Annotated in this window: 27 protein-coding genes; 24 read left to right on the top strand and 3 right to left on the bottom strand. The window is 37.3% G+C overall.

Translation table 11 applies throughout. The features are described 5' to 3' along the window. Window positions 1-78: 78 nt before the first annotated feature. The 4 genes from NST91_RS18920 (at window position 79) to NST91_RS18905 (ending at window position 2,961) form a co-directional block, all read left to right on the top strand. Window positions 79-309 (top strand): DUF2249 domain-containing protein, encoded by a 231-nt coding sequence (locus NST91_RS18920; protein WP_121445442.1) that lies wholly within the window; start codon window positions 79-81, stop codon window positions 307-309. A 149-nt stretch (window positions 310-458) separates the two neighbouring features. Continuing rightward, window positions 459-1,064: a molybdenum cofactor guanylyltransferase gene (locus tag NST91_RS18915; RefSeq protein WP_341332370.1), complete on the top strand. Its 606-nt coding sequence runs from the start codon at window positions 459-461 to the stop codon at window positions 1,062-1,064. 143 nt (window positions 1,065-1,207) lie between these two features. Beyond that, window positions 1,208-1,501 (top strand): DUF5316 family protein, encoded by a 294-nt coding sequence (locus tag NST91_RS18910; protein ID WP_121445440.1) that lies wholly within the window; start codon window positions 1,208-1,210, stop codon window positions 1,499-1,501. A gap of 335 nt (window positions 1,502-1,836) precedes the next feature. Then, the gene (locus NST91_RS18905) at window positions 1,837-2,961 is read left to right on the top strand and encodes a TIGR04053 family radical SAM/SPASM domain-containing protein (protein ID WP_341332369.1); all 1,125 of its coding nucleotides are present in this window, start codon (window positions 1,837-1,839) and stop codon (window positions 2,959-2,961) included. 41 nt (window positions 2,962-3,002) lie between these two features. Here the strand turns inward: NST91_RS18905 and NST91_RS18900 are convergent, their stop codons facing one another. Continuing rightward, window positions 3,003-3,707: a Crp/Fnr family transcriptional regulator gene (locus tag NST91_RS18900; RefSeq protein WP_341332368.1), complete on the bottom strand. Its 705-nt coding sequence runs from the start codon at window positions 3,705-3,707 to the stop codon at window positions 3,003-3,005. Window positions 3,708-3,879: 172 nt separating this feature from the next. On the opposite strand from NST91_RS18900, the gene modB reads away from it, so the two are divergent. From modB to NST91_RS18875, 5 genes are all read left to right on the top strand, one after another. Next, window positions 3,880-4,533: a molybdate ABC transporter permease subunit gene (gene modB, locus NST91_RS18895; RefSeq protein ID WP_341332367.1), complete on the top strand. Its 654-nt coding sequence runs from the start codon at window positions 3,880-3,882 to the stop codon at window positions 4,531-4,533. 136 nt (window positions 4,534-4,669) lie between these two features. Then, window positions 4,670-5,194: a cupredoxin domain-containing protein gene (locus NST91_RS18890; protein ID WP_341332366.1), complete on the top strand. Its 525-nt coding sequence runs from the start codon at window positions 4,670-4,672 to the stop codon at window positions 5,192-5,194. A gap of 14 nt (window positions 5,195-5,208) precedes the next feature. Next, window positions 5,209-6,696 (top strand): cbb3-type cytochrome c oxidase subunit I, encoded by a 1,488-nt coding sequence (locus tag NST91_RS18885; RefSeq protein WP_341332365.1) that lies wholly within the window; start codon window positions 5,209-5,211, stop codon window positions 6,694-6,696. Further along, window positions 6,686-7,294 (top strand): SCO family protein, encoded by a 609-nt coding sequence (locus NST91_RS18880; RefSeq protein ID WP_121445434.1) that lies wholly within the window; start codon window positions 6,686-6,688, stop codon window positions 7,292-7,294. The genes NST91_RS18885 and NST91_RS18880 overlap by 11 nt, the downstream gene beginning before the upstream one ends. A 10-nt stretch (window positions 7,295-7,304) precedes the next feature. After that, window positions 7,305-7,946 (top strand): hypothetical protein, encoded by a 642-nt coding sequence (locus NST91_RS18875; RefSeq protein WP_341332364.1) that lies wholly within the window; start codon window positions 7,305-7,307, stop codon window positions 7,944-7,946. A 38-nt stretch (window positions 7,947-7,984) separates the two neighbouring features. Here the strand turns inward: NST91_RS18875 and ric are convergent, their stop codons facing one another. Then, complete coding sequence (gene ric, locus NST91_RS18870; RefSeq protein WP_341332363.1) at window positions 7,985-8,692, bottom strand: iron-sulfur cluster repair di-iron protein; 708 nt, start codon at window positions 8,690-8,692, stop codon at window positions 7,985-7,987. Window positions 8,693-8,881: 189 nt separating this feature from the next. On the opposite strand from ric, the gene NST91_RS18865 reads away from it, so the two are divergent. The 13 genes from NST91_RS18865 to NST91_RS18805 all read left to right on the top strand — a co-directional run bounded on the left by NST91_RS18865 (window position 8,882) and on the right by NST91_RS18805 (window position 22,534). Next, entirely contained in the window at window positions 8,882-9,844 is a 963-nt protein-coding gene (locus NST91_RS18865) for a methyl-accepting chemotaxis protein (RefSeq protein ID WP_121445431.1), read from the top strand. A 61-nt stretch (window positions 9,845-9,905) separates the two neighbouring features. Next, window positions 9,906-11,174, top strand: a complete 1,269-nt coding sequence (locus NST91_RS18860; RefSeq protein ID WP_341332362.1) for a molybdopterin molybdotransferase MoeA — start codon at window positions 9,906-9,908, stop codon at window positions 11,172-11,174. Further along, window positions 11,159-11,671 carry a molybdopterin-guanine dinucleotide biosynthesis protein B gene (mobB, locus tag NST91_RS18855; protein WP_341332361.1) on the top strand — a complete coding sequence of 171 codons (513 nt, stop codon included), beginning with the start codon at window positions 11,159-11,161 and terminating at the stop codon, window positions 11,669-11,671. The genes NST91_RS18860 and mobB overlap by 16 nt, the downstream gene beginning before the upstream one ends. Before the next feature lie 215 nt (window positions 11,672-11,886). Then, window positions 11,887-12,357, top strand: coding sequence for a molybdenum cofactor biosynthesis protein MoaE (locus NST91_RS18850; RefSeq protein ID WP_341332360.1), 471 nt, complete (start codon window positions 11,887-11,889; stop codon window positions 12,355-12,357). Beyond that, the gene (gene moaD / locus NST91_RS18845) at window positions 12,354-12,587 is read left to right on the top strand and encodes a molybdopterin converting factor subunit 1 (protein ID WP_341332359.1); all 234 of its coding nucleotides are present in this window, start codon (window positions 12,354-12,356) and stop codon (window positions 12,585-12,587) included. Before NST91_RS18850 ends, moaD begins: the two co-directional genes overlap by 4 nt. Window positions 12,588-12,733: 146 nt before the next feature. Beyond that, window positions 12,734-13,774, top strand: a complete 1,041-nt coding sequence (argC, locus tag NST91_RS18840; RefSeq protein ID WP_341332358.1) for an N-acetyl-gamma-glutamyl-phosphate reductase — start codon at window positions 12,734-12,736, stop codon at window positions 13,772-13,774. A 35-nt stretch (window positions 13,775-13,809) separates the two neighbouring features. Continuing rightward, the gene (gene argJ, locus NST91_RS18835) at window positions 13,810-15,039 is read left to right on the top strand and encodes a bifunctional ornithine acetyltransferase/N-acetylglutamate synthase (RefSeq protein ID WP_341332357.1); all 1,230 of its coding nucleotides are present in this window, start codon (window positions 13,810-13,812) and stop codon (window positions 15,037-15,039) included. 11 nt (window positions 15,040-15,050) lie between these two features. Next, window positions 15,051-15,827, top strand: coding sequence for an acetylglutamate kinase (gene argB / locus NST91_RS18830; protein WP_341332356.1), 777 nt, complete (start codon window positions 15,051-15,053; stop codon window positions 15,825-15,827). Continuing rightward, a complete protein-coding gene (argD, locus tag NST91_RS18825; protein ID WP_341332355.1) occupies window positions 15,827-16,978 on the top strand; it encodes an acetylornithine transaminase in 1,152 nt (383 codons plus the stop codon). The genes argB and argD overlap by 1 nt, the downstream gene beginning before the upstream one ends. Window positions 16,979-17,095: 117 nt before the next feature. Next, a complete protein-coding gene (locus NST91_RS18820; protein ID WP_341332354.1) occupies window positions 17,096-18,172 on the top strand; it encodes a carbamoyl phosphate synthase small subunit in 1,077 nt (358 codons plus the stop codon). Further along, a complete protein-coding gene (gene carB / locus NST91_RS18815) occupies window positions 18,165-21,290 on the top strand; it encodes a carbamoyl-phosphate synthase (glutamine-hydrolyzing) large subunit (RefSeq protein WP_341332353.1) in 3,126 nt (1,041 codons plus the stop codon). Before NST91_RS18820 ends, carB begins: the two co-directional genes overlap by 8 nt. Then, window positions 21,287-22,246 (top strand): ornithine carbamoyltransferase, encoded by a 960-nt coding sequence (gene argF, locus NST91_RS18810; protein ID WP_341332352.1) that lies wholly within the window; start codon window positions 21,287-21,289, stop codon window positions 22,244-22,246. Before carB ends, argF begins: the two co-directional genes overlap by 4 nt. 108 nt (window positions 22,247-22,354) lie before the next feature. Next, window positions 22,355-22,534, top strand: coding sequence for a YjzC family protein (locus NST91_RS18805; protein ID WP_121445419.1), 180 nt, complete (start codon window positions 22,355-22,357; stop codon window positions 22,532-22,534). Window positions 22,535-22,572: 38 nt separating this feature from the next. On the opposite strand, the gene NST91_RS18800 is transcribed toward NST91_RS18805, so the two are convergent. Next, window positions 22,573-22,761 (bottom strand): DUF2929 family protein, encoded by a 189-nt coding sequence (locus NST91_RS18800; RefSeq protein ID WP_121445418.1) that lies wholly within the window; start codon window positions 22,759-22,761, stop codon window positions 22,573-22,575. A gap of 157 nt (window positions 22,762-22,918) precedes the next feature. Here NST91_RS18800 and NST91_RS18795 point away from each other — a divergent pair, with 157 nt between their 5' ends. Together NST91_RS18795 and NST91_RS18790 are read left to right on the top strand one after the other, a co-directional pair. Further along, window positions 22,919-23,650: an alpha/beta hydrolase gene (locus NST91_RS18795; RefSeq protein WP_341332351.1), complete on the top strand. Its 732-nt coding sequence runs from the start codon at window positions 22,919-22,921 to the stop codon at window positions 23,648-23,650. A gap of 87 nt (window positions 23,651-23,737) precedes the next feature. After that, window positions 23,738-24,304, top strand: coding sequence for a hypothetical protein (locus NST91_RS18790; RefSeq protein ID WP_341332350.1), 567 nt, complete (start codon window positions 23,738-23,740; stop codon window positions 24,302-24,304). Window positions 24,305-24,321 lie beyond the last annotated feature (17 nt).

The following is a 24,321-nucleotide window of genomic DNA, read 5'->3' as shown; positions in this document are numbered from 1 at the left end:
AATAGTGATTTGCTTCACAACATGGTCTAAAAAGACTCGGGTACAATGGACCCATAAATCAAAAGGAGGAATTTTAAAATGGTATTTGCAGCGAAAGTAAACGCACCAGATTATGCACCGAAGGATAAGCATCCAACAATCTTTAGAACATTTGATAGTTTACAACCAGGTGAAATCATGGAGCTATCAAATGACCACGATCCAAGACCACTCCAATACCAGTTTATGATCGAACGTGGTGACGCATTCACTTGGGAATACCTTGAACAGGGACCAGAAGTATGGCGCGTTGCAATCGGTAAAAAATAAAAAATCAATCGCAGATTCCAATCTCTTACATAGTGTAGGCATGGTCTTTAAAGGCTTTGTTTACACTTTTTTTGATTCATGATGAATTTTGTTTGGTAGGCTGTTTCATTCATGCTACTATGAAGAAAAAATCAAAAGGGTGTTTACTGATGAAAATCCCGACATTCATAGGTGTTCTTTTGGCTGGGGGGGAATCAAGGAGATTCGGAAGCCCTAAGGCATTTGCGCAATTTCAAAACAAATATTTTTACGAATATGCAGTTGATGCATTAAAAGATAACGTGGACCAACTTTATATTGTGAGCCATCCTGTATTAGAAGAGCAATTTCGAAACGAAGCCTCGATTTCCATAATTCAGGATTTACCTGAATTTCAGGGCAATGGACCACTCGCTGGCATATTCACAGTCATGCAGAAAACAAACTCAGATTGGTATGTAATTTTACCTTGTGATACTCCTTTTGTTACAGACAATCTAGTAAAGCAGCTTATTACTTTTACCAATGATCAAAGTATTGATGCAATCGTACCCATTATCAATGACAGACAACAGCCATTAATTGCCGTGTATCATGCTAGAGTCGCAAAAAAGATTGAACAATTACTTAAAGATAAAAAATTAAAAATGACACAGTTATTAGGCACTTGCAATGTAAAATTTGTTACCGACCAAGATCTTCAGCTACAAGGTATGGAATTTGAGAATATCAATAATAAAACTGAATATGAAAAAATAAACCATAAGCCGACTTGAGGATCACACGATATATGTCACAAAGACGTTGCCATATTACATCGCAACGTCTTTGTTATTATTATTCAAGTCTAACACTCATAATTTTCTGAAAAATGTGATAAAATAATAATATCTGAGCTATCTTTAAGGAGGGATTATGTTTGAGAGTAGGCTTAATTTTAGGTATAGTAACCTCTGGACTTCTACTATTAATTGGTTTGTCTACTCGTCAATTTGAAACTTATTCAGTTATTTCTGGGACTTTGGGTATAATATGTTTTTTACTTGCAGGAATTGTATCTGATACCTTTGTAAGTGGCGATCGTGCCAGAGCGAACTATTACACCGAAAGCAAAAAAGAACGCAAAACAAGAATTCGATATTCCTATTTGTTTTTCCTCTTGGGGGCTCCAAACCTACTTGTAGCTGTAGTGTTAACCCTCAATTACATTTAATTTCTTCAAAGAATATTTCTTCATTTCAATTTCATATATTTTTGTTGTCTAGCTCCATCGCCTACCCCCTTGAGGTCATAAGCCAATCAGTCAAGAAGGATAAAATGCATCCTTCTCGCCAGCTTTTCTTATGCTTTTCGGACTTGCACACGATGTGCTGGCGTCTACGTTTGCCACAGGACGTGGCAGTAGTAAGTAGACGTTCAATTTCAAGGTGCTTACGCTTTTCTTAATTTGTGAACAATTTTAAACACCTCCGTTTCCTGTGATGTACCTCACATTGCTCACTATTTTATAATGCTAAAATGTGTACATTAACAAGGGAGGTTTGCCTCATGTTTGAAAGAGACTATAACGAAGTTCCATTTATTGTGATTTGGGAGCTTACAAGGGCTTGCCAATTAAAATGTTTACATTGCCGTGCCGAAGCCCAGTATAAAAGAGACCCTAGAGAGCTTTCCTTTGAAGAGGGGAAAAAGCTAATCGACCAAATATATGAGATGAATAATCCGATGCTTGTATTCACAGGTGGGGACCCGTTAATGCGGACTGACGTTTATGACATTGCCGAATATGCAATTAAAAAAGGTGTGCGCGTTTCCATGACACCAAGTGCAACACCAAATGTAACAAAAGAAGCCATTCAAAAGGCGAAAGAAGTAGGATTAGCTCGCTGGGCATTTAGCTTAGATGGTCCAACTGCTGAAATTCATGACCATTTCCGCGGAACAAATGGTTCATTCGATTTAACAATGAGAGCCATTAAATATTTACATGAACTTGAAATTCCAATTCAAATCAACACTGTAATATCAAGATACAATGTCCATGCATTAGATGAAATGGCAAAATTAGTTGAGGACCTCGATTGTGTATTATGGAGCGTCTTTTTCCTAGTACCTACTGGTCGTGGAAAAGAAACGGATATGATTTCTCCAGTTGAACATGAAAAGGTATTTCGCTGGTTGTATGACCTTAGTAAACGTGTGAAATTTGATATAAAAACGACTGCTGCACAACACTATCGCCGTGTAGTTATTCAATCAAAATTGCGTGAAACAAAGGATGCAAAACAACAAATCCGCTATGAAGATGCCCTTATGCAAGGGAAAACGGGGCAAATTGATGGACTTGGAAGAGCGCCACAAGGTGTAAACGATGGGAATGGATTCGTCTTTATTTCTCATACTGGAGATGTGTATCCGAGTGGTTTATTACCTGTAAAAGCAGGAAATGTTCGTGAGACCCCACTTGCTGAAATTTATCGTGAATCCCCAATCTTCAAAGATTTGCGTAATCCTGACAAATATAAAGGGAAATGTGGAGTATGTGAATTTAGACATGTATGTGGTGGATCCCGTTCTCGTGCATATGCCATGACAGGAGATTACATGGAGAGTGAACCATTCTGTGTATATATTCCTGAAGCACTTCGTAAAAAAGAAAGAACATTACATTAAAATACCTAAGACCCATGGAGCCCGTGGGTCTTTTCTTTAGGTTATTCAATACTACAATATTTAGCTGGACATTCCTCGCACTGTATTGCTTTTTTTATATATCCTAAATCGTGAATAGTGATATAGCCCTTTTGAACAGAAATGATATCCTTCACTCGTAAATCATGCAGCATCCGGTTTACACTTTCTCTTGTGGTTGCACAAAAATTAGCTAGTTCCTGATTGGTCAGACGTAGGTCAATTAAAGTGCCGTTTTCCTTTTCCACCCCATAGCTGTTGGTCATCCTAATTAATGTGGAATATAATGCTCCTTTTTTGCCTAATAAAACAAGGTCTCTAAACTTTGTTTGTGTTTTTCGGAAATGATCACTCATCCACTTCATAAATTCAAATGCTAGTGTTGTATTTTCAAAGAGTTTTTTTTCTAATTCATCCTTTTGAATTACAGCAATTTCACAATCCTCCAATATCCTGCAATCAAATAAATATTTAGGTTGATCTGTAAATAGGGTCAACTCCCCAACGATTTCATTTTGGCTACAGATTCGAAGCGATAACTCATTGCCATCCGATGTCCCTTTACTTACTTTTACACGCCCCGATAGAATCAGATAGAGTTCAGAAGCTTTCATTCCTTCACGAAATAAATAGGTTCCTTTTTTCATATTGATGACTTGATTAGCTGATTTAAGAAGTTCGGTTAATTCATCTGAAATAGTTGATTGATGTAAAGCTAATTTACTCATAGGTACCACCTTCCATATAGGAATGCTATACTTGTTTCTAAGGAAATCATATAATGTTAGGCATACATTAGGTGTATAATAAATCACACATCCTTCATTTATTAAGCATAATACCTTAGAAAATAAGGATTCCTGACTTTTTGAACAATTTTTAACAATTGAGGTTTGCATAATGGAACTTACTTTTTGGTCACCTATTAAACTATCGATAATCATTGCTATCACGGCCGGTTGTATTGTCTTACTTCTAGGCTTAATCATAGGCAAATGGATGTCACATAAGCAATTTAGAGGCAAACTCTTTCTGGAAACAGTGTTAATGCTGCCACTGGTTCTGCCTCCGTCGGTTGTTGGTTTTTTATTAATTGTAATTTTTGGACGAAATAGTTTTGTAGGAATGTTCCTTGAGAAATTAACAGGACAACCGATTATGTTCACGTGGTTGGCAGCTGTTATTGCTTCTTCTGTCGTTGCATTTCCGTTAATGTACCAATCTGTAAAGACGGGATTTCAAACAGTAAATACAGATATTGAGGATGCGGCAAGAACGGATGGAGCAAATGAATTTAGTATATTTCTGTTCATTTCGATTCCTTTATCGTTGAAAGCAATTGTAACGGGTTTTATCTTGAGTTTTACTCGAGCACTTGGGGAGTTTGGTGCAACCTTGATGTTTGCGGGCAATATACCAGGAAAAACACAAACACTACCAACAGCAATCTATGTTGCCATTGATAGCGGAAATATGGAATTGGCCTGGCTATGGGTATTAACAACGGTCTTCATCTCATTCCTAATGCTAGCGTTAACCTACTTAATTAAATAGTCGTTATAAAAAGATGCATTCTTGACAAGAATGTGTCTTTTTTTGTTTCAGTCCCATTTTGTGACAAACTTAACAGATTTATGGCCGAGCAATATGTGACAATCTTGCTGAAAAGAGAAATTAGGAGGGGGTTTCTTTGTACCAAACAGCCGCTTGGTATCTTTCCATTATTTTAATGGCCTTAATTACAGTTATTTTTATTACCGTCGTATTAAAAACCAATAAACGAAGAGAGTATGAACCAATTCAGAAAAAATGGTACCGTTTTAGAACGATTTATTTCTTAGTTCTACTCGTTGTATTTGGAACTTTAACGTATTTTACACTCCAGGATCTTCCATTTGAAAGACCGGTATATGGACAAGAAGAAAATCCAGTCATTGTCGATGTTGAAGCCGTTCAATTTGGATGGAACATGAGTCAAATGGAATTCAAAGTGGGAGAGCCAATTGAATTCGATATCACAAGCTCAGATGTTAACCATGGCTTTGGTATCTATGACAAAGACATGAATTTATTAGCACAGACTCAGGCAATGCCAGATTATACTAATACGGTTTACTACACATTCTCGGAGCCTGGGACATATCAAATATTATGTATGGAATACTGTGGGCTTGCTCACCATCTCATGGTTGGTGAAATTGTTGTAACAAATTAAGGAGGGGGTTAACAATGTCTACTAATATGGTAATGGGAGCGACAAATAACTCCCGAAACAAAACAATCGCTATTTATCTATTAACAGGAAGCCTCATCATTTTTTCAATGATGGTATTCGGAGTCTTAATGCTACTTGCACAAGGAAAAATGATTGATGTGGACCCTGCATTCTTTTATGAAATTATGACCGTCCATGGAACGGGAATGATAGGGGCCGCAGCATTAGCCGCAGCTGCAGTCATGTGGTTCTTCTTAAGTAAATATGTAAAATTAAGCAAAGCAATTTTAATCACAAATTTTATCACATTCATAATCGGTGTCCTAATGGTATTGGTAGGAATATTTGTATTTGACTTTGCGGGAGCTTGGACGTTTTTATATCCGCTACCAGCTATCTCTGCTGGTGGATGGGAGATGGCGGGGGCAACATTATATTTAGGTGGTATGCTCATACTTGGTGTGGGATTCTTATTATTAAATTTGGATGTTGCTAGAGCGATTATTAAACAATATGGAAGTTTAGGAGAAGGTTTAGGGTGGTCTATCGTCTTCGGTAAGGTAAAAGGCTATGGTCCCCCAGCAGCTGTCGTTGCTAGTACAATGGTTTCAATTGTAAACACCACTGCATTAATCGCAGGTGCAACAGCACTCGTTATGAACCTTATTAATCTATATATTCCAACAATCAAAATTGATCCACTGCTTGCAAAAAATCTAACATATGCATTTGGTCATATCTTTGCAAATTCTATTATTTACATGGGGGTTATCGCAGTTTATGAGATATTAGCGGCTTATACAAATCGACCATGGAAGGCAAACCGCCCATTCTTAATTGCGTGGAACTGTTCAACATTATTTACGATTACTATCTATACTCATCACTTGTTAATGGACTTTGCATTACCAAAGTGGATGATTATAATTGGACAAGTGCTCTCCTATGCAAACGGATTACCAGTATTAGTTATCACAGCCTACGGTGCGCTAATGATTGTCTATCGTTCAGGAATTAAATGGGACATTGCCTCTTCGTTCATGTTTTTATCCATGTTTGGTTGGGTAATCGGAGTCGTACCAGCAATTATTGATGCAACAATTGTTGTAAACCATGTCATGCATAACACAAAATGGGTACCAGGTCATTTCCATATGTATATGGGATTAGGTGCAACTGCGATGTTATTTGGTTTTATGTATTACTTGGCAAAAGTGAATAAAAAAGAGAAGGAAACAGCAATTGATGGAATTGGCTTTTGGGTATACATCATGTTTTTCATTGGATTATGTGGATCTTTTCTATTTTCCGGTAAGGTCGGAGCTCCAAGAAGATGGGCGGAGCATTTTCCAGAGTGGATTCCATATGACCGTATGGGAGCTATTTTCGGTATCTTTATAGTCTTAGCTGTATTGATATTTATAATCCGCTTTTGGAATTTCTGCAGGTCAATTGATTATAAATTTAAAGAAAAAATAGGATCAGATCGTCATGTTGCGTAAAAGTATTGGAATTCTATTTGCACTTGTAGCGGGTCTTTCATTGCTATGGATAGGTACAGATGGATTACGGGCTTTTACGGCTGAGAAAGCAAGAATTATTGAATTAGAAAGGGAGCAGCCAAAGCTCCCATCTGCTACATTAATTGATTCCAATTCAGAAAACTTTCAACTACAAGAGTTAAAAGGGAAATATACGCTTTTAACCTTCATGTATACATCGTGTGGGGACGTATGTCCGGTTTTAGAAAGAAATTTTGCAGAAATTTATGAAAATATTCCTAATGATGTCCTAGGGAAAGAAGTTGTGCTTGTAAGCATAAGCTTTGACCCAGAGAATGATTCTCCGACGGTATTAAAATCATATTCTAATCATTTTGGTGCAGATGGGGAGCATTGGAAAATGGCCACTATTCAGGATGAGCAGGAATTAAAGAATGTCCTTGACGCCCTTGAAGTAGTAGTTATCCCTAATGAATACGGGGGCTATGAGCACAATTCTGCATTTTATGTGATTAATCCAGATGGAAAATTAACGAATATCTTTGATTACCAAACACCACAAGTTGTTGTGGAATACATGGATTCTATCCTATTCTAGAGGTGAAAATATGTACCGTTTTCGATATGTAATGATAGGGCTACTTTTACTTCTATTCGTTTCACTTCCGTATATAAGGTCATTGTTAGAAGAGAGTATGGTTGGAACAATGCTTATTCAATATCCACTATTAATAGGAAGTGGATTTTTTCTTGCAAAAGGGTTTCCGAGAAAATGGCGAGGTTTCTTCGTGTTTTACAATGAAAAAGGTATTGCGGGTATATTTACAGCAATATGCGTTGTAGGGTTTTGGCTGTTGCCTAGGTCAGTAGATGCCGCACTTAATGAGCCAATCATGGAGATTGCGAAATATATGAGCCTATCACTTCTTGTGGGGGTACTCTTGTTTTATAGTTGGCAACTGCTAGGTCCGATAAGTAAAGCCTTTATTTGGGCTAATCTGATTTCTATGATTTTTGTGATGAGCTGGCTTTATTCAGTATCACCAGTCCGTCTTTGTAATAACTACTTAGTGACAGCCCAACAACAGCTTGGAAAAGCGATGTTTGTATTAGGAGTAGCGATCTGTATTTTATTTATTGGACGGGTATTTTTAGGAAAGCCAGAAATCAATAAGAATACAACTATGAAAAAAAGGAAATATATTAACCTGAATATTCATGCAAAAGAACTGGATGAACGGATGACATAAAAAAGAGCTGACATATGTCAGCTCTTTTTGATTTGGTGTTAGTTGCCAGCCGCAACTCTTGGAAAAAGTATATTATTTTCTAAATGAATATGCTCGAATAAATCTGCTTCAAGTGCCTCGAGACGTTGGTAGACAAGACGATACGTTCCACATGCACCGATTGGTGGTTGGAAATCATTTGTGATGTTACGAATTTCTTTTATAATATTTCCGGCCTCATCATGATCGTCTTCTAATTCGATTACATGCTTCTTCACTAATTCATGATTTTCAGCAGTTGGTTCGTTTTCAAATTTTACGATGAGTGGAAACGAATCTGCTTCTTCTTTAATAGTGTGTTGTTCTAGCTCAACCTTCAATTGATTAAAAAGTGAATGTACCCTTGCTAGGTGTGGATGATTTCCACCGTGAACGCGTAATACCTTTGTTACATATGGACTAAGCTGTGGAAGTTCTTCATTTAAATAACGATGGTGTTTATTAACGATATGATCAATTAATTCTGAATAGCTCGCAGCTTTCCAATCCACCGTTTTTTCATTTAATTCTTTCAAGTCTTGGTAAAGAGCATTTAGTTTAGTTAAAACTTCATCTTTTGAAAGATTTCTTTCCTCAATTGCATCTATAAGTGGTCGGTTTCCACCAAAACAAAAATCAATTCGAAGTTTTTTGAAAAGGTCTCCAGCCTTCGGAAACTCAGTTACAATTTCTCCAATGATATGTTGTTCAGTAAAAGTGTGTTCCATGATTCTACCTCCTATTTAGTAAGCTACTTCTAGCATAGCTTGTAACACAATCAAATGAGGTGATGCGAATCACACTTTTGCTAAATAATCGTCGAAAAATAAGGTGAAAGTGATGGAAATCACAAATACAAATGGGACAAGTTTGATAATATTAAGCTATAGTAAGATGGCTGCAAGGAGTTGGCGTAAATGTTTATTCGTAAACAATATATAGAAGATCTCGAAAAAGAAAATATCCAACTAAAAAGAGAATTAGAAGAATTAATAAATGAAAGAGATCGGCAAAATGAAAGCACTGCTACGTTTATTAAACATTTTTACGAAGAGCTTGTGGCGACTATTGAACAGCATGAGCATGTCAATGGACAGCATCATGTTCTAGGTGAACTCGTAGCAAAAATAAAGTCTAAATTCGATAGAGTGGAAGAGTTAAGTCTCTTATCCTTTCAAAATTCAACGAAATTATATGAAAATGGTCAATCCTTACTATCAGCAGCAAGTGATATGGTTACAAAATCAACGGAAGGAAAGAACGAAGTATTAGAGGTTGAATCAATCATGAAAAAGCTTGGAAGCCAATTAAATGATACATCTGAAAAAATGAATCATCTTAATAGCCGCTCAAGGGAAATCGAGGATATTGTTGGAGTCATTAAAGAGATTGCAGATCAGACCAATTTATTAGCATTAAATGCCTCAATTGAAGCTGCTAGGGCAGGTGAGCAGGGGAAAGGTTTTTCAGTTGTGGCTGCAGAGGTTAGAAAATTAGCAGAGAGTACGGCAGTTAGTACGGAGCATATTAGTTCACTCACAAAGGCGATTCAGAAAGAAATCAATGAATCCTTACAATCGACTACACACAGTACAAGTCTTGTTCATTTAGGGGTTGATGTAAGTATAAATACAACCGAAAGATTTAATTACATTATGACAGTGATTCAGTCTGTGCAACAAGAAGTTCACTTGGTCTTGGACACAATCGAGGAACAAAAGGAGTTTTCACAAGATGTAATGAATGAAATATCAAATACAAAAGAGCTATTTGATAATGCTAATCATTTAATTGTTCAACATATTATAGATGCTAAAGTTGTTGATGATAAATTAGAAGAAGGAATTATTCAACTTAATGACATCACTGCAAGAAAGTAGTGGTTTTTGTTTAAATATACTACAATAGGAAAAAAGTAGATAAAAGAAGCGAGTGGATAACATGGTTGAAAAACGAACACCGATACCGGTTCCAGAAGCGGTATCTCGTGTAATGGAATTTGCGGGTACAGGTACAAAAGAATTAGTACCGATAGAGGCCAGTTATGGACGATTTTTAGCAGAGGATTTAATTGCTGATCACGATGTCCCTCATTTCAATCGTTCCCCATATGATGGCTTTGCTTTAAGGTCAGCGGATACAATAGACGCCAGACAGGACCATCCAATTGAATTTGAAGTAATAGAAGAAATTGGAGCAGGTTCAATTGCTACGAAAAAGGTAGATGCTTTTCAAACAGTTCGAATCATGACAGGGGCGCAAATGCCAGCAGAATGCGATGCGGTTGTGATGCTGGAATTGACAAATGAATACGAACGTAATGGCAAAAAATACATGTCGATTAAAAGACCTTTTAAATCCGGAGATAATGTTTCATTCCAAGGTGAAGATACAAAAAAAGATTCTGTCCTAGTCGAAAAAGGAATATTCATTAACCCTGGAGTAAAAGCACTTTTAGCAACCTTTGGTTATCATCAAGTTGAAGTGGCAAAGAAACCTGTAATCGGCATTTACGCTACAGGAACAGAGTTGCTTGATGTTAATGAGGGATTACTACCTGGGAAAATTCGTAACAGCAATTCTTATATGGTCAGCGCACAAATTGAAAGAGTAGGTGCAAAGCCCAACTATTTCGGTAAACTCTCGGATGATTTTGACCTTTGCTATGAGGCAATCAAAAACGCATTAGATGAAGTTGATATTCTCATTACAACGGGTGGAGTTTCAGTTGGGGATTATGATTATCTACCGGCAATTTATGAAAAATTAGGTGCAGAAGTATTATTTAATAAAATTGCAATGAGACCTGGTAGTGTCACAACGGTTGCTCAACTAAATGGCAAGCTATTGTTTGGCTTATCCGGCAATCCGTCTGCCTGTTATGTTGGCTTCGAATTATTAGTAAGACCAGTGGTGCGAACAAGATTATATTCGAATCATCCACATCTAATAAAAATACAAGCTGAACTCAATGCTGACTTTCCAAAACCAAACCCATTTACAAGGTTTGTACGGAGTAGGATTAGTTTCTCTGATGGTAAAATTTTGGTGACGCCTAGTGGGCTTGATAAATCCAATGTAGTCTCCTCGCTTGCCGGGGCGAACGCATTAATGGTGTTACCCGGTGGAACACGTGGGTTTGGAAAAGGCGACGAAGTTGATGTGTTATTACTGGAAGATCAGGAAGGAAGTATGTGGCCTTGGAAATAAGGTTTCCACTTTTACAAATTGTTGGATATCAAAACAGTGGGAAAACAACGTTAGTTGAAAAAATTGTAAAAAGAGGCACAGAACTTGGGGTTAGGATTGCAACAATTAAACATCATGGACATACAAGCAATCTGAAGGGACTTAATAAAGAAAAAGATTCTTCCAGACACTTTAAAGCCGGTGCATCTGCAACCATTGTTGAAGGCGGTGGAAGTCTTCAGTTAGAAGCAAAGACTGCCGGCTGGACTTTAGAAAAGCTCATTCAGCTGTATGCTTTTTTTGAAAATGATATGGTATTAATTGAAGGGTTTAAATTAGCTGATTATCCCAAAATTGTTCTGATTAGGAATGACGCGGACAAGGAGTTGCTAACTTCATTAACAAATATAGTAGCAGTTATTTCTTGGATTCCAATCGAATCTAATTTTCCTCTTTTTCATATAAAAGATGAAGAAATTTATTTAGAATGGGTATTTAACTTTATTCAAAAAGGATAAATGAAGTAATGAAGTTTAAAGGAGCAATTCTGAGTTGAATGAAGTTAAATGTCTCCGGCAGATGCAACAGATTTTTTAATGAAGTTTACGAGAATAAGATCAGAGACTAAGAATGCCACGTCCTGTGGCATCTTCTTTTGTGACCCACATCGTGTGGCCTAAAAAGTCTGTGCGCAAATACGCCTATGCGTATCTGGATTGAAGGAGGTAAATCAATGAATAATACTTTATATAAAATTACGAAAGAACCTATCAATGTTGAAGAAGTTACGAATAAAGTCGTTAGACGTGAGGCCGGTGCTGTTACTACTTTTATCGGCACAGTCCGCGAATTCACTAAGGGGAAACGGACCCTCTATTTAGAATATGATGCATATGTTTCAATGGCAGAAAAAAAGCTTGCTCAAATTGGAGAGGAAATAGCTGAAAAATGGCCAGAAGCTAAAACGGCCATTATTCACCGAATTGGTCGATTGGAAATATCAGAAGCTGCTGTTGTCATCGCAGTCTCCACACCACATCGTAAGGATGCCTACGCTGCAAACGAGTATGCAATCGAAAGGATTAAACAGATTGTTCCCATTTGGAAAAAGGAGCATTGGGAAGATGGAGAAATGTGGATAGGCGATCAATTAGAGACAAAACAATATTTAACCGGTCAACCAGAAGAGGAGGATCTAAAATGATAACTGTTTTATTCTTTGCTCATTTACAGGAAATGGCAGGAACAGATAGAATAATTTTACATGAAAATGAGCTAACTGTAACAGATTTGAAAGAAAAGCTTTCGAACGACCATGGTATAATAAACCTTGACCAAATTATGTTTGCAATTAACGAAGAGTATGCAGTAGATAAGGACGTTGTAAAAGCAGGAGATACAGTGGCGTTGATTCCACCAGTAAGTGGAGGGTAATTATAAAACCATCGACTACTGGTGGTTTTTTTGTATAAAAAAACTGAATTATTTATAAAAATACAATTGATTTTATTTTTATACGGACTTATAATGAAACATATTTCAAAATTTAATTTGTTATTAAAAACAATGAGGTGGAAATATTGAAAGCGGCAATTATAGGGGTTACTGGTTATGGCGGAATTGAATTATTAAGACTATTGACAAACCACCCAACTATAGACGTTCATTCTGTTCACACTTCGTCTCAAACAGGGATGAAGCTTTCAGAGGTCTACCCCCATGTTACTAATCTGGTAAATCATTCTTTAGAAGAAATTGATATTCCTAAGATTGCAAATGAAGTTGATGTTGTATTTCTTTCTACACCATCAGGGGTATCAACCACGATTGTACCTGAACTATTGAAAGAAAATGTAAAGATTATTGATCTATCTGGGGATTATCGTTTAAAAAATCCTAGTGCATATGAACAATGGTATAAAAAGCCAAGCGCCCTACAAGCAGACCTAGACAAAGCTACATATGGTCTTCCTGAATGGAATAAAGAAGAAATTAAGAGTAGTAGTTTTATATCCAATCCTGGGTGCTATCCCACTGCAACAGTGCTTGGTTTAGCTCCGTTAGTGAAACATAAACTAATAGATGAAAAATCAATTGTGATCGATGCCAAATCAGGAATATCCGGAGCTGGAAAGAGTCCTTCTAGAACTACGCATTTCTCTGAAAGCAATGATAACTTTTCAATTTATAAGGTAAATCAACATCAACATATTCCGGAAATTGAACAGGTGATACAAGGGTGGGACGATTCAATCCCATACGTTACGTTTAGTACACATTTGGTCCCAATGACCAGGGGAATTATGTCAACGATGTATATCAATCGTGCAGTAGAGACACTTACAATGGACCAACTTTATGAACTTTATAAGGAAAGCTATCAAGATGCTCCATTTGTAAGAATCCGAGAAAAAGGCGCATTTCCTGCCACAAAAGAGGTTTATGGAACGAATTATTGTGATATTGGCCTTGCATTAGATGAGCGAACAAATCGAATTACCATTGTGTCAGTCATAGATAATTTAGTTAAAGGGGCTGCTGGTCAGGCCATCCAAAATGCAAATATAATGTTAGGTTTAGAAGAAAATACGGGATTACACTATGTCCCTCTATTCCCATAATAGAATTATGATTGATAGATAAGGAGTGACTTTGCATGATAGATATGAAGGAGATTCAAATAATAAAATTGGAAGAGGGAACTGTTGTAACCCCAAAAGGTTTTAAAACAGCAGGAGTCCATGCCGGATTACGTTATAAAAAGAAAGACTTAGGAGCGATTGTTTGTGATGTTCCGGCTAACTGTGCCGCTGTATATACGCAAAGTCATTTTCAAGCCCCTCCTTTAAAGGTTACGAAAGAGAGTATTGCCATAGAGAACAAATTACAGGCTGTTGTGATCAATAGTGCATGTGCTAATGCATGCACTGGTGAGCAAGGTTTGTTAGATGCATACGAAATGAGAGCTGAATCTGCAGCTCAGTTTGGTATTGAAGATCATTTAGTTGCAGTTGCTTCAACGGGTGTCATCGGGGAACTATTACCAATGGATAAAATTAAAGCAGGCATTAAACAACTTCAGCCAACTAATACAGTAGAAGCAGCTGAAAGCTTCCAAACGGCTATTTTAACAACAGATTTAGTTATGAAAAAAGCATGTTACCAAACAACAATTGATGGAAAGAAGATTTCAATTGGTGGAGCAGCAAAAGGCTCTGGGATGATTCATCCAAACATGGCAACGATGCTAGGTTTTGTAACAACTGATGCTAATATTGATTCAAACTCCCTACAAGCTGCAATAAAAACAGTGACAGATGTGACTTTTAACCAAATCACAGTCGATGGAGAGACCTCAACAAATGATATGGTTTTGGTAATGGCCAGTGGCTTGGCGGAAAATGATCTACTTACACAAGAACATCCTGAATGGGATTCATTTGTTTCTGCACTTCAATCCACTTTCGAAGATCTTGCAAAGCAAATTGCAAAGGATGGAGAAGGAGCTACAAAACTGGTCGAAGTGAATGTAACGGGAGCTGTATCTGATGTGGATGCACGTATTATTGCTAAAAAGATTGTTGGTTCAAACCTTGTTAAAACAGCAATCTATGGAGCAGATGCGAACTGGGGAAGAATTATTGGAGCGATAGGTCACAGTACAGCTACTGTGAATCCGGATAATGTAGATATTTCAATTGGAACAATCCAAATGCTAAAAGGAAGTCAGCCGTTGACTTTCTCAGAAGAGCTTGCAAAAGAATATCTTGAAGGTACTGATATTGTTATTCACGTTGACCTCCATTTAGGAAAAGGTACTGGTACGGCATGGGGCTGTGATTTAACCTATGATTATGTCAAGATAAATGCAAGCTACCGAACATAAGGAGACTTGAAATGGAGACAATTGTTATCAAATGTGGAGGTAGTATACTCAGTGAGTTGTCCGACTCATTTTTTAATAGTATTAAAGAATTAAAAAACAGTGGCTATAATGTAGTTGTTGTGCATGGTGGCGGGCCTGAAATAGCTGAGACCCTCTCCTCACTGAACTTAAAGAGCGAATTTGTTAACGGGTTAAGAAAAACAACAAAAGAGGTCCTTAATGTTGTTGAAATGGTATTATCAGGAACGGTTAATAAAAAGGTTGTAGTTGAGCTTGGGAAGGCTGGTATCCCAGCAGTTGGGTTATCTGGCTGTGATGCAGAACTAATAAAAGTGAAGCCTGTGGACCTTGCAAAATTGGGGTATGTTGGCGAAATTGTAGATGTTAATGTTTCATTCCTGGAGTTTCTAATTTCTCAAAATTATGTTCCGGTAATTTCTCCAATTGGGATTGATGAGGACTTTAGCAAATTCAATATCAATGCTGACACTGCTGCAGCAAGTGTTGCCATAGCCCTTCAGGCAAAACATTTATTATTCGTAACCGATGTAGATGGAATTAAAAAAGACGGTGAAGTCTTACCATCGCTTACAACGGATTCAGTTTTATCCCTCATCGATGAAGGGACGATTTACGGGGGAATGATTCCAAAAGTAAAAGCAGCCCTTTCAGCTTTGAATGATGGGGGACTTAATGAAATAACGATTATTAACGGGAAAAGCTCGTTATTATCCGTAGATGGATCGTTAAAAGGAACAAAAATTGTAAAAGAACTAGAGGTGGTATAATGGATGCACTATTTCCAACCTATGCAAGATGGGATTTAACAGTTGAATCTGCAGAAGGTGCAATCATTGTAGACAATAAAGGAAAAAAATACTTGGATTTCGTTTCCGGAATCGCAGTTTGTAATCTAGGACATCGCCACCCTAAGGTTATGAAAGCAGTAGAAGAGCAGTTGCAGAAATATTGGCATGTATCAAATTTGTTTAAGTCTGATATTCAACAAGAAGTGGCTGAAAAGCTAGTATCAAATTCAGAGCTTGATGCTGTTTTCTATTGTAATAGTGGAGCTGAAGCAAATGAAGCTGCTTTAAAACTCGCTCGTAAATACACTCAAAAATCAAAAGTCATTACATTTAAACAATCCTTCCATGGAAGAACATTTGGAACTATGGCAGCTACTGGACAGGAAAAAATTCATACAGGATTTGGCCCTCTCTTGCAGGAATTTGTCTATCTTCCATACAATGACTGTGACACGTTAGAGCGCGAAATGGATGATGAAGTTGCAGCGGTTATGGTAGAAGTTGTGCAGGGTGAAGGTGGAGTTGTCCCTGGAACAGAAGAGTTCCTTAAAAAGATTGAAGAACTTTGTGCAAAACATGGTTCCCTATTTATTATAGATGAAGTTCAAACAGGGATTGGTCGTACTGGAAAGGCCTTTGCTCACCAGCATTTCAACCTTACACCAGACATTATTACCTTAGCAAAAGGTTTAGGAAGCGGCCTACCCATTGGTGCTATGCTTGGTAAGGAAAAACTGAAGGAAGCATTTGGACCTGGTTCACACGGGTCAACTTTCGGTGGCAACCCTATTTCATTAGCTTCAGCTAAAGCCACCCTATCGATTATTTTTCAGGATGAGTTTTTAGAAGAAGTTGAGATAAAAGGGGCTTATTTACAAAATGAGCTTACTACAGCACTAGCAGATCAGGACTTAGTTACAGAGATTCGTGGTAGTGGATTAATCGTAGGGATTGCTTGTAAGGGAGAGGTAGCTGCTTTGATTACGGCACTTCGAGAAAATGGTCTTTTAACTCTTCCAGCTGGCCCGAATGTCATTCGCTTATTACCACCATTAACTGTTACTTACGAAGAAATTGATGAAGCGGTTAAGATGATTAAAGAAACACTTGTGGCAGTACATATTGCCTAGGATTGATGCTGGTAGTTAGGAATCTATCTATCTAACTACCAGCTTATACAATCGAATTTTTTTTGAATATGTTTGTATAAAAATACGTCTAGCTAAATAAAAATACGAGGTGAAACAATGAAGGGATATCTACATTTAGAAAATGGTGAAAGCTTTGAAGGAACGTTATCGCAAGCTTCTGAAAAGGCTGTAACGAACGGTGAAATCGTATTTTATACTGGAATGACTGGGTATCAAGAAGTGTTAACGGATCCTTCTTATAAAAATCAAATCATTGTTTTCACGTACCCATTAATCGGAAACTACGGAATAAATGAATTCGATTTTGAAAGTAAAGAACCTCACGTCGCTGGAGTCATTGTATATGAAACAAAGGATTCTTATTCTCACTATAATGCAAAGTATTCCTTAAAACAGTATCTTGATAAATGGAATATACCATTGCTATCCCATGTTGATACTCGTGCAATTGTAAAGAGAATCAGAACTGAAGGAACAATGCAAGCTGTAATTAGTGATTCTCCTTCTTTTGATGTAACGGCCATGTCTGTTAATGCTAATCCGGTGGGAGAAGTATCGAGTAAGGAGTGGCAAACATTTGGTACAGGAGATAACCACATTGTATTAGTTGATTTCGGGTATAAGAGATCCATCTTACAATCTCTTTTGTCAAAGGGATGTACGGTAACTGTAGTTCCTTATACTACACCTTTTGAAAAGGTCAAACAACTTCAACCAAATGGTATTGTCTTGTCAAATGGTCCTGGAGATCCAAAGGCTCTAGCTGAACATCTTCCGACAATTAAGCAGATGATCGAATACTTTCCAACACTAGCCATTTGCTTAGGACATCAGCTTGTTGCCTTAAGCCTTGGTGGAGATACAAAGAAGTTGAAATTCGGCCATAGAGGTGCAAATCAACCAGTGGTAGATTTGCTAAATGATAAAGTTTATATTACCTCACAAAACCATAGTTATGTAGTTGATGAAGACAGTTTGAGTGAAACAAAACTGAAGGCGCGCTTTATAAATTGCAATGACAATTCAGTAGAAGGATTAACGCATTCAACGCTTCCAATTTTAACGGTTCAATTTCATCCGGAAGCACACCCAGGACCAGCTGAAAGCAGTTGGGTTTTTGATGAATTTATAGCCAACAACTGTACTGTTAGGAGAGAAGAGATATATGCCTAAGGATCATTCAATACAATCTATATTAGTAATTGGCTCTGGACCCATTGTAATCGGGCAAGCAGCAGAATTTGATTATTCTGGGACTCAGGGGTGCAGAGCTCTACGTGAAGAAGGCTATAAAGTCATCTTAGTAAATAATAATCCAGCAACCATTATGACAGATGAAGTCAATGCAGACACAGTATATTTTGAACCATTAACTGTTGAAAGCCTTGAAAAAATCATTGCAAAGGAACGTCCAGACGGTTTACTCGCAACACTTGGTGGTCAGACAGGTCTCAACTTAGCTTTTAGTTTAAGTGAAGCAGGTATTTTAGATAAGTATAATGTGAAAGTACTTGGTACTCATATTGAATCCATCAAAAAGGGGGAGGACCGTGAGGCCTTTCGAAGCTTAATGAATGAACTAAATGAGCCAGTACCAGATAGTGAAATTGTAACAACAGTTGAAGAAGCGAAAACTTTTGCAGAAAGGGTTGGATTTCCTGTCATTGTTCGTTCAGCTTACACATTGGGGGGAACAGGAGGAGGCATTGCGCATGAACTGCAACAATTAGAAGAACTAACGAAAAATGGCTTATCCGAAAGCCCAATTACTCAATGTTTGATTGAAAAAAGTATTGCTGGATATAAAGAGATTGAATATGAGGTAATGAGGGACAAAAAGGGAACCTGCATTACCATTTGTAATATGGAAAATATTGATCCTGTTGGAGTCCATACTGGTGATTCTATCGTTGTGGCACCATCACAAACACTAACAGATGAAGAATATCAAATGCTACGAGCTGCATCAATTAAGATTATTTCTGCTTTAGGAATTATTGGTGGTTGTAATATTCAATTTGCTTTGGATCCATTTAGTAAGAATTATTTTCTAATTGAAGTAAATCCACGAGTTAGTCGTTCCTCAGCACTAGCTTCAAAAGCAACTGGATATCCAATCGCAAAAATGGCCGCAAAGCTTGCGGTAGGATATACATTAGATGAATTAGTAAACCCGGTTACAGGAAAAACATTCGCTAGCTTTGAACCAGCTTTAGATTATGTTGTTGTTAAATTCCCACGCTTTCCATTTGATAAGTTTACAGATGTTCCTACTACGCTTGGAACTCAAATGAAAGCAACGGGTGAGGTAATGGCCATTGACCGAAATCTTGAAAGTGCCATTCAAAAAGCTGTACATTCGTTAGAAGGCGATAATAAAAGCCTTCGTTTACCTGCAATTGTAAATAAATCTGGTGAGGAACTTCTCCAACTTGTTGAAAATGGAAGTGAAAATCGTTTCTTTGCTGTTCTTGAATTGTTAAGAAGAGGAACAACTGTCAGGGAACTTCATTCGATTTCAAAAATAGATTTATTTTTCCTAGAGACGTTCAAGGTCTTAGTAGACACTGAAGAAAAAATTCAACAAACTGCACTCAATGATTTTACTGTAGAATTTATGCAAATCGTAAAGGAAAAAGGGTACTCCGATCAGCATATTGCGTTCCTTTGTCACGTAGAGGAATCGATGGTTCGTGCAAAACGAAAAGAACTTGGCATTATTCCAAGTTACAAATGCGTGGATACCTGTGCAGGAGAGTTTGCTGCACAAACTGCTTATTATTATTCAAGTTATTTTGGTGAAAATGAGCTGGACGTTTCCGAAAAGCAAAAGGTATTAATTCTTGGCTCTGGACCTATTCGAATCGGTCAAGGCATTGAGTTTGACTATAGCTCAGTTCATGGGATATTTGCGCTACAAGACGAGGGTTACGAAACCATTTTGATGAATAACAATCCTGAAACTGTAAGTACTGATTATGAGATTGCTGATAAATTATTTTTTGAACCCTTAACTCTTGAACATGTATTAAATGTAATTGAAGCAGAAAAAGTGGATCAAGTAATGGTTCAATTTGGTGGTCAAACCGCGATTAATCTTGCCCAAGGATTAGAAGATGCAGGTATTTCAATCGTCGGAATCACACACGATATCATTGACCAGCTTGAGGACCGTGACCGTTTTTATCAGCTCTTAGAAAAAACGAATATTCCGCATATCCCTGGTGAGATTGCCGATAATGCGCAGGAATTAGTGGAAAAGGCTAAGGCGATAGGTTATCCTGTCTTAATCCGTCCTTCATATGTTATTGGCGGCAAGGGAATGCTCGTAATAAATGATGAGGACGAGCTTGTATTATTTTTAAAAGACATAACAAAGGATACGTATCCACTTCTGATTGATGCATATGTACCTGGATTAGAAATCGAAGTTGATTTGCTTTCTGATGGCGACGAGATTTTAATTCCAACCATTGTTGAACACATTGAAAAAGCAGGAGTTCACTCTGGTGACAGTCATGCGATCATGCCTGCAGTTTCTTTATCAGAAGATAATAAGAAAACGGTTGAAACCTATGCTACTAAGATCGTTCGTGAATTAGATTTTAAAGGCATTATGAACATACAATTCGTAATCAGTAACAATCAAATTTATGTTCTCGAAGTGAACCCAAGGGCAAGCCGTACGGTACCAGTTATTAGCAAAATTACAGGGATTCCAATGGCTCAACTAGCGTCAAAACTTGTGCTTGGTAAATCACTACAGGAAGTAACTTCAGAAAAAGGATTATTACGTGATTTACCGTTCTATACAGTGAAATACCCAGTTTTCTCAACATATAAACTACTCGGTGATCCGACAGTAGGACCTGAAATGAAATCGACCGGAGAAGGAATCAGCATTGCTGCAACAATTGATGAGGCACTAACAAAAGTTTTCCATAGCTACATCATTTCAAAAAAAGGCGCTGATGAAATTGTCTTCGATGCGGATTATATTCCTGAAGAATTGAACCAAATTGCTAAGGAAATGGGACTAAAAACGTATCTTGCTAACGACATTTCAGAATGGTGTAAGAGTGAAAAAGCTTTAGCATTTGTAAGCCTTACAGGTGAGAAAAGTGCGAAAAAGAATAAGTTAGAGGCAAGTCAAAAACGCATTCATGTATTCACTGAAATTGAAACATTACACGCATTCTTAAAAGCGTTCCGGGTATCGCATTTTTCCGTAATGTCGATTCAAGAACGAAGAGATACATTAAATAATCAGAAAGAAGTGATTAGCAAATGACAACTGCTATTAAACATAATGCTAAAAACGTTCTAAAGGGAAAGGATCTCCTCACTCTCCTTGATTTAACGGGTGAAGAAATTATCAATTTGTTGGATACAGCTATTGAAATAAAACAAAAGCATAAAAATGGGGAAGACACACCGTATTTAAAAGGAAAAACCTTAGCGATGATCTTTGAAAAGCATTCAACCCGTACAAGAGTATCATTTGAGGCAGGCATGCTTCAGCTTGGGGGAAATGCAATCTACCTAAATAGCAATGATATGCAGTTAGGTAGAGGAGAATCAATTGCTGACACAGCAATGGTCTTATCTGAGTATGTAGATGCAATCATGATCCGTACATTTGAACATGAAAAAATTGAGGAACTCGCTAAATTTGCAAATATTCCAGTCATTAACGGTTTAACAGAAGATTATCACCCATGCCAAGCATTAGCAGACTTACTCACGATTTATGAAAATAATAAAATCTTCAAAGGAAGCAAACTTGTCTATGTTGGGGATGGCAATAATGTTGCTCATTCCTTAATGATTGCTTCGGCAAAGGTTGGATTAGACTGTACGGTTGTTTGTCCGCCTAATTATGCTCCGAAGGCTTTTATCGTAGAGCAGGCAAAAGAAATTGCAAAGGAAACACATGCAGTGATTGAGGTTAGCCATGATCCTGTTTGTGGCCTAGAAGGTGCCGATTATATTTACACAGATGTATGGGCTAGCATGGGGCAAGAAAAGGAACAGCAAGAAAGACTTAAGGCGTTTAAGCCATATCAAGTTAATTCAGAGCTTGTAAGTGCTGCTAATGAAGACTACATGTTCATGCACTGTTTACCAGCTCATCGTGGTGAAGAAGTTACGGCCGATGTGATTGATGGACCACATTCAGTTGTATTCGAACAAGCGGGAAATCGTCTCCACGTTCAAAAAGCAGTATTAAAAGCAATTATGGAATAAGGAAATTTAATGAAGCTTCAGCCTTTTTAGGTACTGGGGCTTTTTTTGATGATTTTAAAGGGTAGTGGGAATAGTAATCTTGTAATACTATTCAAAAGGAGGATTATGATGGGGCAAAGTCATGAATTTCGTGCAGGGCAAAAAGCACCGAATAATGGGATTTATGTAGAAATCGGAGAGCAAGGAGATATGGTTAAGAACCCTAAAAGTGTTAAATTAAATGCCGGTGACCCGTTCCCGGAAAACTCAAACCACAACCGCAAATGGTCATATAAAAGAAAGCCGTAAACAACAAAAAAAGACCCGAACGGGTCTTTTTTTGCATATTAATGATGAGGTTCCTCTACAGGCTCGTTTGGAATAACAGAACCTAAAATAATGATTAGGGCTGTAACGATCACAGCAACGATCGAAGCTGTTTGGAATGAATATGTAGCTGCCTGCATTGATCCAATAACATATGAAGCCATTTGGATTAAGAGGAATGTCCAAAAGAAAGTCCAAAAATAACGCAATGTTTTCACCTCATTAAATTTAACTATATCTTTAAGTAGTTTACCACATTTGTCATCTTTAAGAAAAGTTATTTATAGGCATTTCCCCCTTTCATCTTTTATTCCACAGCATACACTAATAATGAAGGACGAAAATTAGGAGTAGGAGAAGAGAGCAATGGTTCAAAATAAAGTATTTTTCAAGCTCGACACGGAGTGGTCTGCTCTTCATTTGCCAAAACGTCCAAACGGCTTTGCTGTATTAATCATTGGGGATAATAAGAATTTTGTAGAAGAGAGCTCAAGCTTTTGGATACAAAACTACGCAAGGTCCCAAATTCTCGAATACCTTAAGGATGAGGGATATACTGTATTTTATTCAAACTTGTATGGTGCAAACTGGGGAAATCCTGCCTGCATAAAATTAGCAATACAGTTGTATCACATCGTGATGAAACGCGAAATCCTAAATAAACGCATCCATATTCTTGCAGAAGGAATGGGAGCATTAACTGCCATGCAGTTAAGTAAAAGGATGCAGGGGGAGATACGATCTATGGCCTTCCTAAATCCATGCATTGACTTAGTTGCACATATTGAGAATGAAAGAAAAAATAAATTTTTTTATAAAAAGCTGTTAAAAGAAGTTGCGAAGGCTTACCACCTTGAGGAAAGAGAAGTTGAATCAAAAATTGCAGATTTAGCACCAAAAGAAAATCTTGTAATCCCAAATATCCCAATCAAAATTTGGCATAACACAAATGAAAGAACATACACTCCTGAAATACACAGTAAGAAATATCAAAGTGGAAACGAGATGGTCACGTTAAGCTATCATATCAGTGAAAATACGTATGCATTTAGTCGCTCAATTGGTAGCTTCTATAAAGAAAATGAAAAGGAATTATAAAAAGTCCCAGTTTCTATAAAGAATAGGGACTTTTTATTTACTCATTCGCATACGATACTGTATTAAATTAAATGGGGGATGTTACAAGTGAAGAAGGTTATACTATTCGATGCTTTCTCCTTTGTAGGATATGGGCTCTGTTGCAAGATGCTAGACGAGGAAATCAATGTTATTGGGATAGATGCTGAACCGATGGAAAATAGTCCGGAAGAGAAGAAATTGCTCTTTATTGGGCGCAATGCCTATTTTCGTTTTTTCGAGAATTCGAAGGCATCATTGAACCAAAGTTTGTTCAATAAAACAGATGCTGTCATATATCCTTGGTGTAGTTCTACACATCCAAATCAAAATGAGGAAAAAGAGGAGAGACTTCAATCCATATTCGACTATTGTAATGATTCAAAAACCAAACTTATCCTGGTATCGGCACATGAAATAAACAGAGTTGAAATTGATTCTTTGGCAGATGAATTGGATGATAGTTGGTATTCAAAAGTTAATATAAAAGATAGTCTGTGGGAACATCGGAAAATACGAACAAAGAATGTAAATTTTTTGTTTACTTTTATCGATTTTGCTAATAAAAGTTTTACTGAATGTATTCGAATAATGAATGACCATAGGGAATTTTTCTACCAAAACATAGACAGCTAATACTTCTTTTGCTTTCC

The sequence above is a fragment of the Ferdinandcohnia sp. FSL W7-1320 genome (assembly GCF_038050315.1).
Taxonomy (GTDB): domain Bacteria; phylum Bacillota; class Bacilli; order Bacillales; family Bacillaceae_L; genus Ferdinandcohnia; species Ferdinandcohnia aciditolerans.
The sequence above is the reverse complement of the archived record's forward strand: the minus strand, read 5'-3'. Positions and strand labels throughout refer to the sequence as shown.

Coding starts and splice junctions, on each gene's coding strand:
- NST91_RS18920 (WP_121445442.1), top strand. CDS start 79: ATGGTATTTGCAGCGAAAGTAAACGCACCAGATTATGCACCGAAGGAT.
- NST91_RS18915 (WP_341332370.1), top strand. CDS start 459: ATGAAAATCCCGACATTCATAGGTGTTCTTTTGGCTGGGGGGGAATCA.
- NST91_RS18905 (WP_341332369.1), top strand. CDS start 1,837: ATGTTTGAAAGAGACTATAACGAAGTTCCATTTATTGTGATTTGGGAG.
- NST91_RS18900 (WP_341332368.1), bottom strand. CDS start 3,707: ATGAGTAAATTAGCTTTACATCAATCAACTATTTCAGATGAATTAACC.
- modB (WP_341332367.1), top strand. CDS start 3,880: ATGGAACTTACTTTTTGGTCACCTATTAAACTATCGATAATCATTGCT.
- NST91_RS18885 (WP_341332365.1), top strand. CDS start 5,209: ATGTCTACTAATATGGTAATGGGAGCGACAAATAACTCCCGAAACAAA.
- NST91_RS18880 (WP_121445434.1), top strand. CDS start 6,686: ATGTTGCGTAAAAGTATTGGAATTCTATTTGCACTTGTAGCGGGTCTT.
- NST91_RS18875 (WP_341332364.1), top strand. CDS start 7,305: ATGTACCGTTTTCGATATGTAATGATAGGGCTACTTTTACTTCTATTC.
- ric (WP_341332363.1), bottom strand. CDS start 8,692: ATGGAACACACTTTTACTGAACAACATATCATTGGAGAAATTGTAACT.
- NST91_RS18865 (WP_121445431.1), top strand. CDS start 8,882: ATGTTTATTCGTAAACAATATATAGAAGATCTCGAAAAAGAAAATATC.
- NST91_RS18860 (WP_341332362.1), top strand. CDS start 9,906: ATGGTTGAAAAACGAACACCGATACCGGTTCCAGAAGCGGTATCTCGT.
- NST91_RS18850 (WP_341332360.1), top strand. CDS start 11,887: ATGAATAATACTTTATATAAAATTACGAAAGAACCTATCAATGTTGAA.
- moaD (WP_341332359.1), top strand. CDS start 12,354: ATGATAACTGTTTTATTCTTTGCTCATTTACAGGAAATGGCAGGAACA.
- argJ (WP_341332357.1), top strand. CDS start 13,810: ATGATAGATATGAAGGAGATTCAAATAATAAAATTGGAAGAGGGAACT.
- argB (WP_341332356.1), top strand. CDS start 15,051: ATGGAGACAATTGTTATCAAATGTGGAGGTAGTATACTCAGTGAGTTG.
- argD (WP_341332355.1), top strand. CDS start 15,827: ATGGATGCACTATTTCCAACCTATGCAAGATGGGATTTAACAGTTGAA.
- NST91_RS18820 (WP_341332354.1), top strand. CDS start 17,096: ATGAAGGGATATCTACATTTAGAAAATGGTGAAAGCTTTGAAGGAACG.
- carB (WP_341332353.1), top strand. CDS start 18,165: ATGCCTAAGGATCATTCAATACAATCTATATTAGTAATTGGCTCTGGA.
- argF (WP_341332352.1), top strand. CDS start 21,287: ATGACAACTGCTATTAAACATAATGCTAAAAACGTTCTAAAGGGAAAG.
- NST91_RS18805 (WP_121445419.1), top strand. CDS start 22,355: ATGGGGCAAAGTCATGAATTTCGTGCAGGGCAAAAAGCACCGAATAAT.
- NST91_RS18795 (WP_341332351.1), top strand. CDS start 22,919: ATGGTTCAAAATAAAGTATTTTTCAAGCTCGACACGGAGTGGTCTGCT.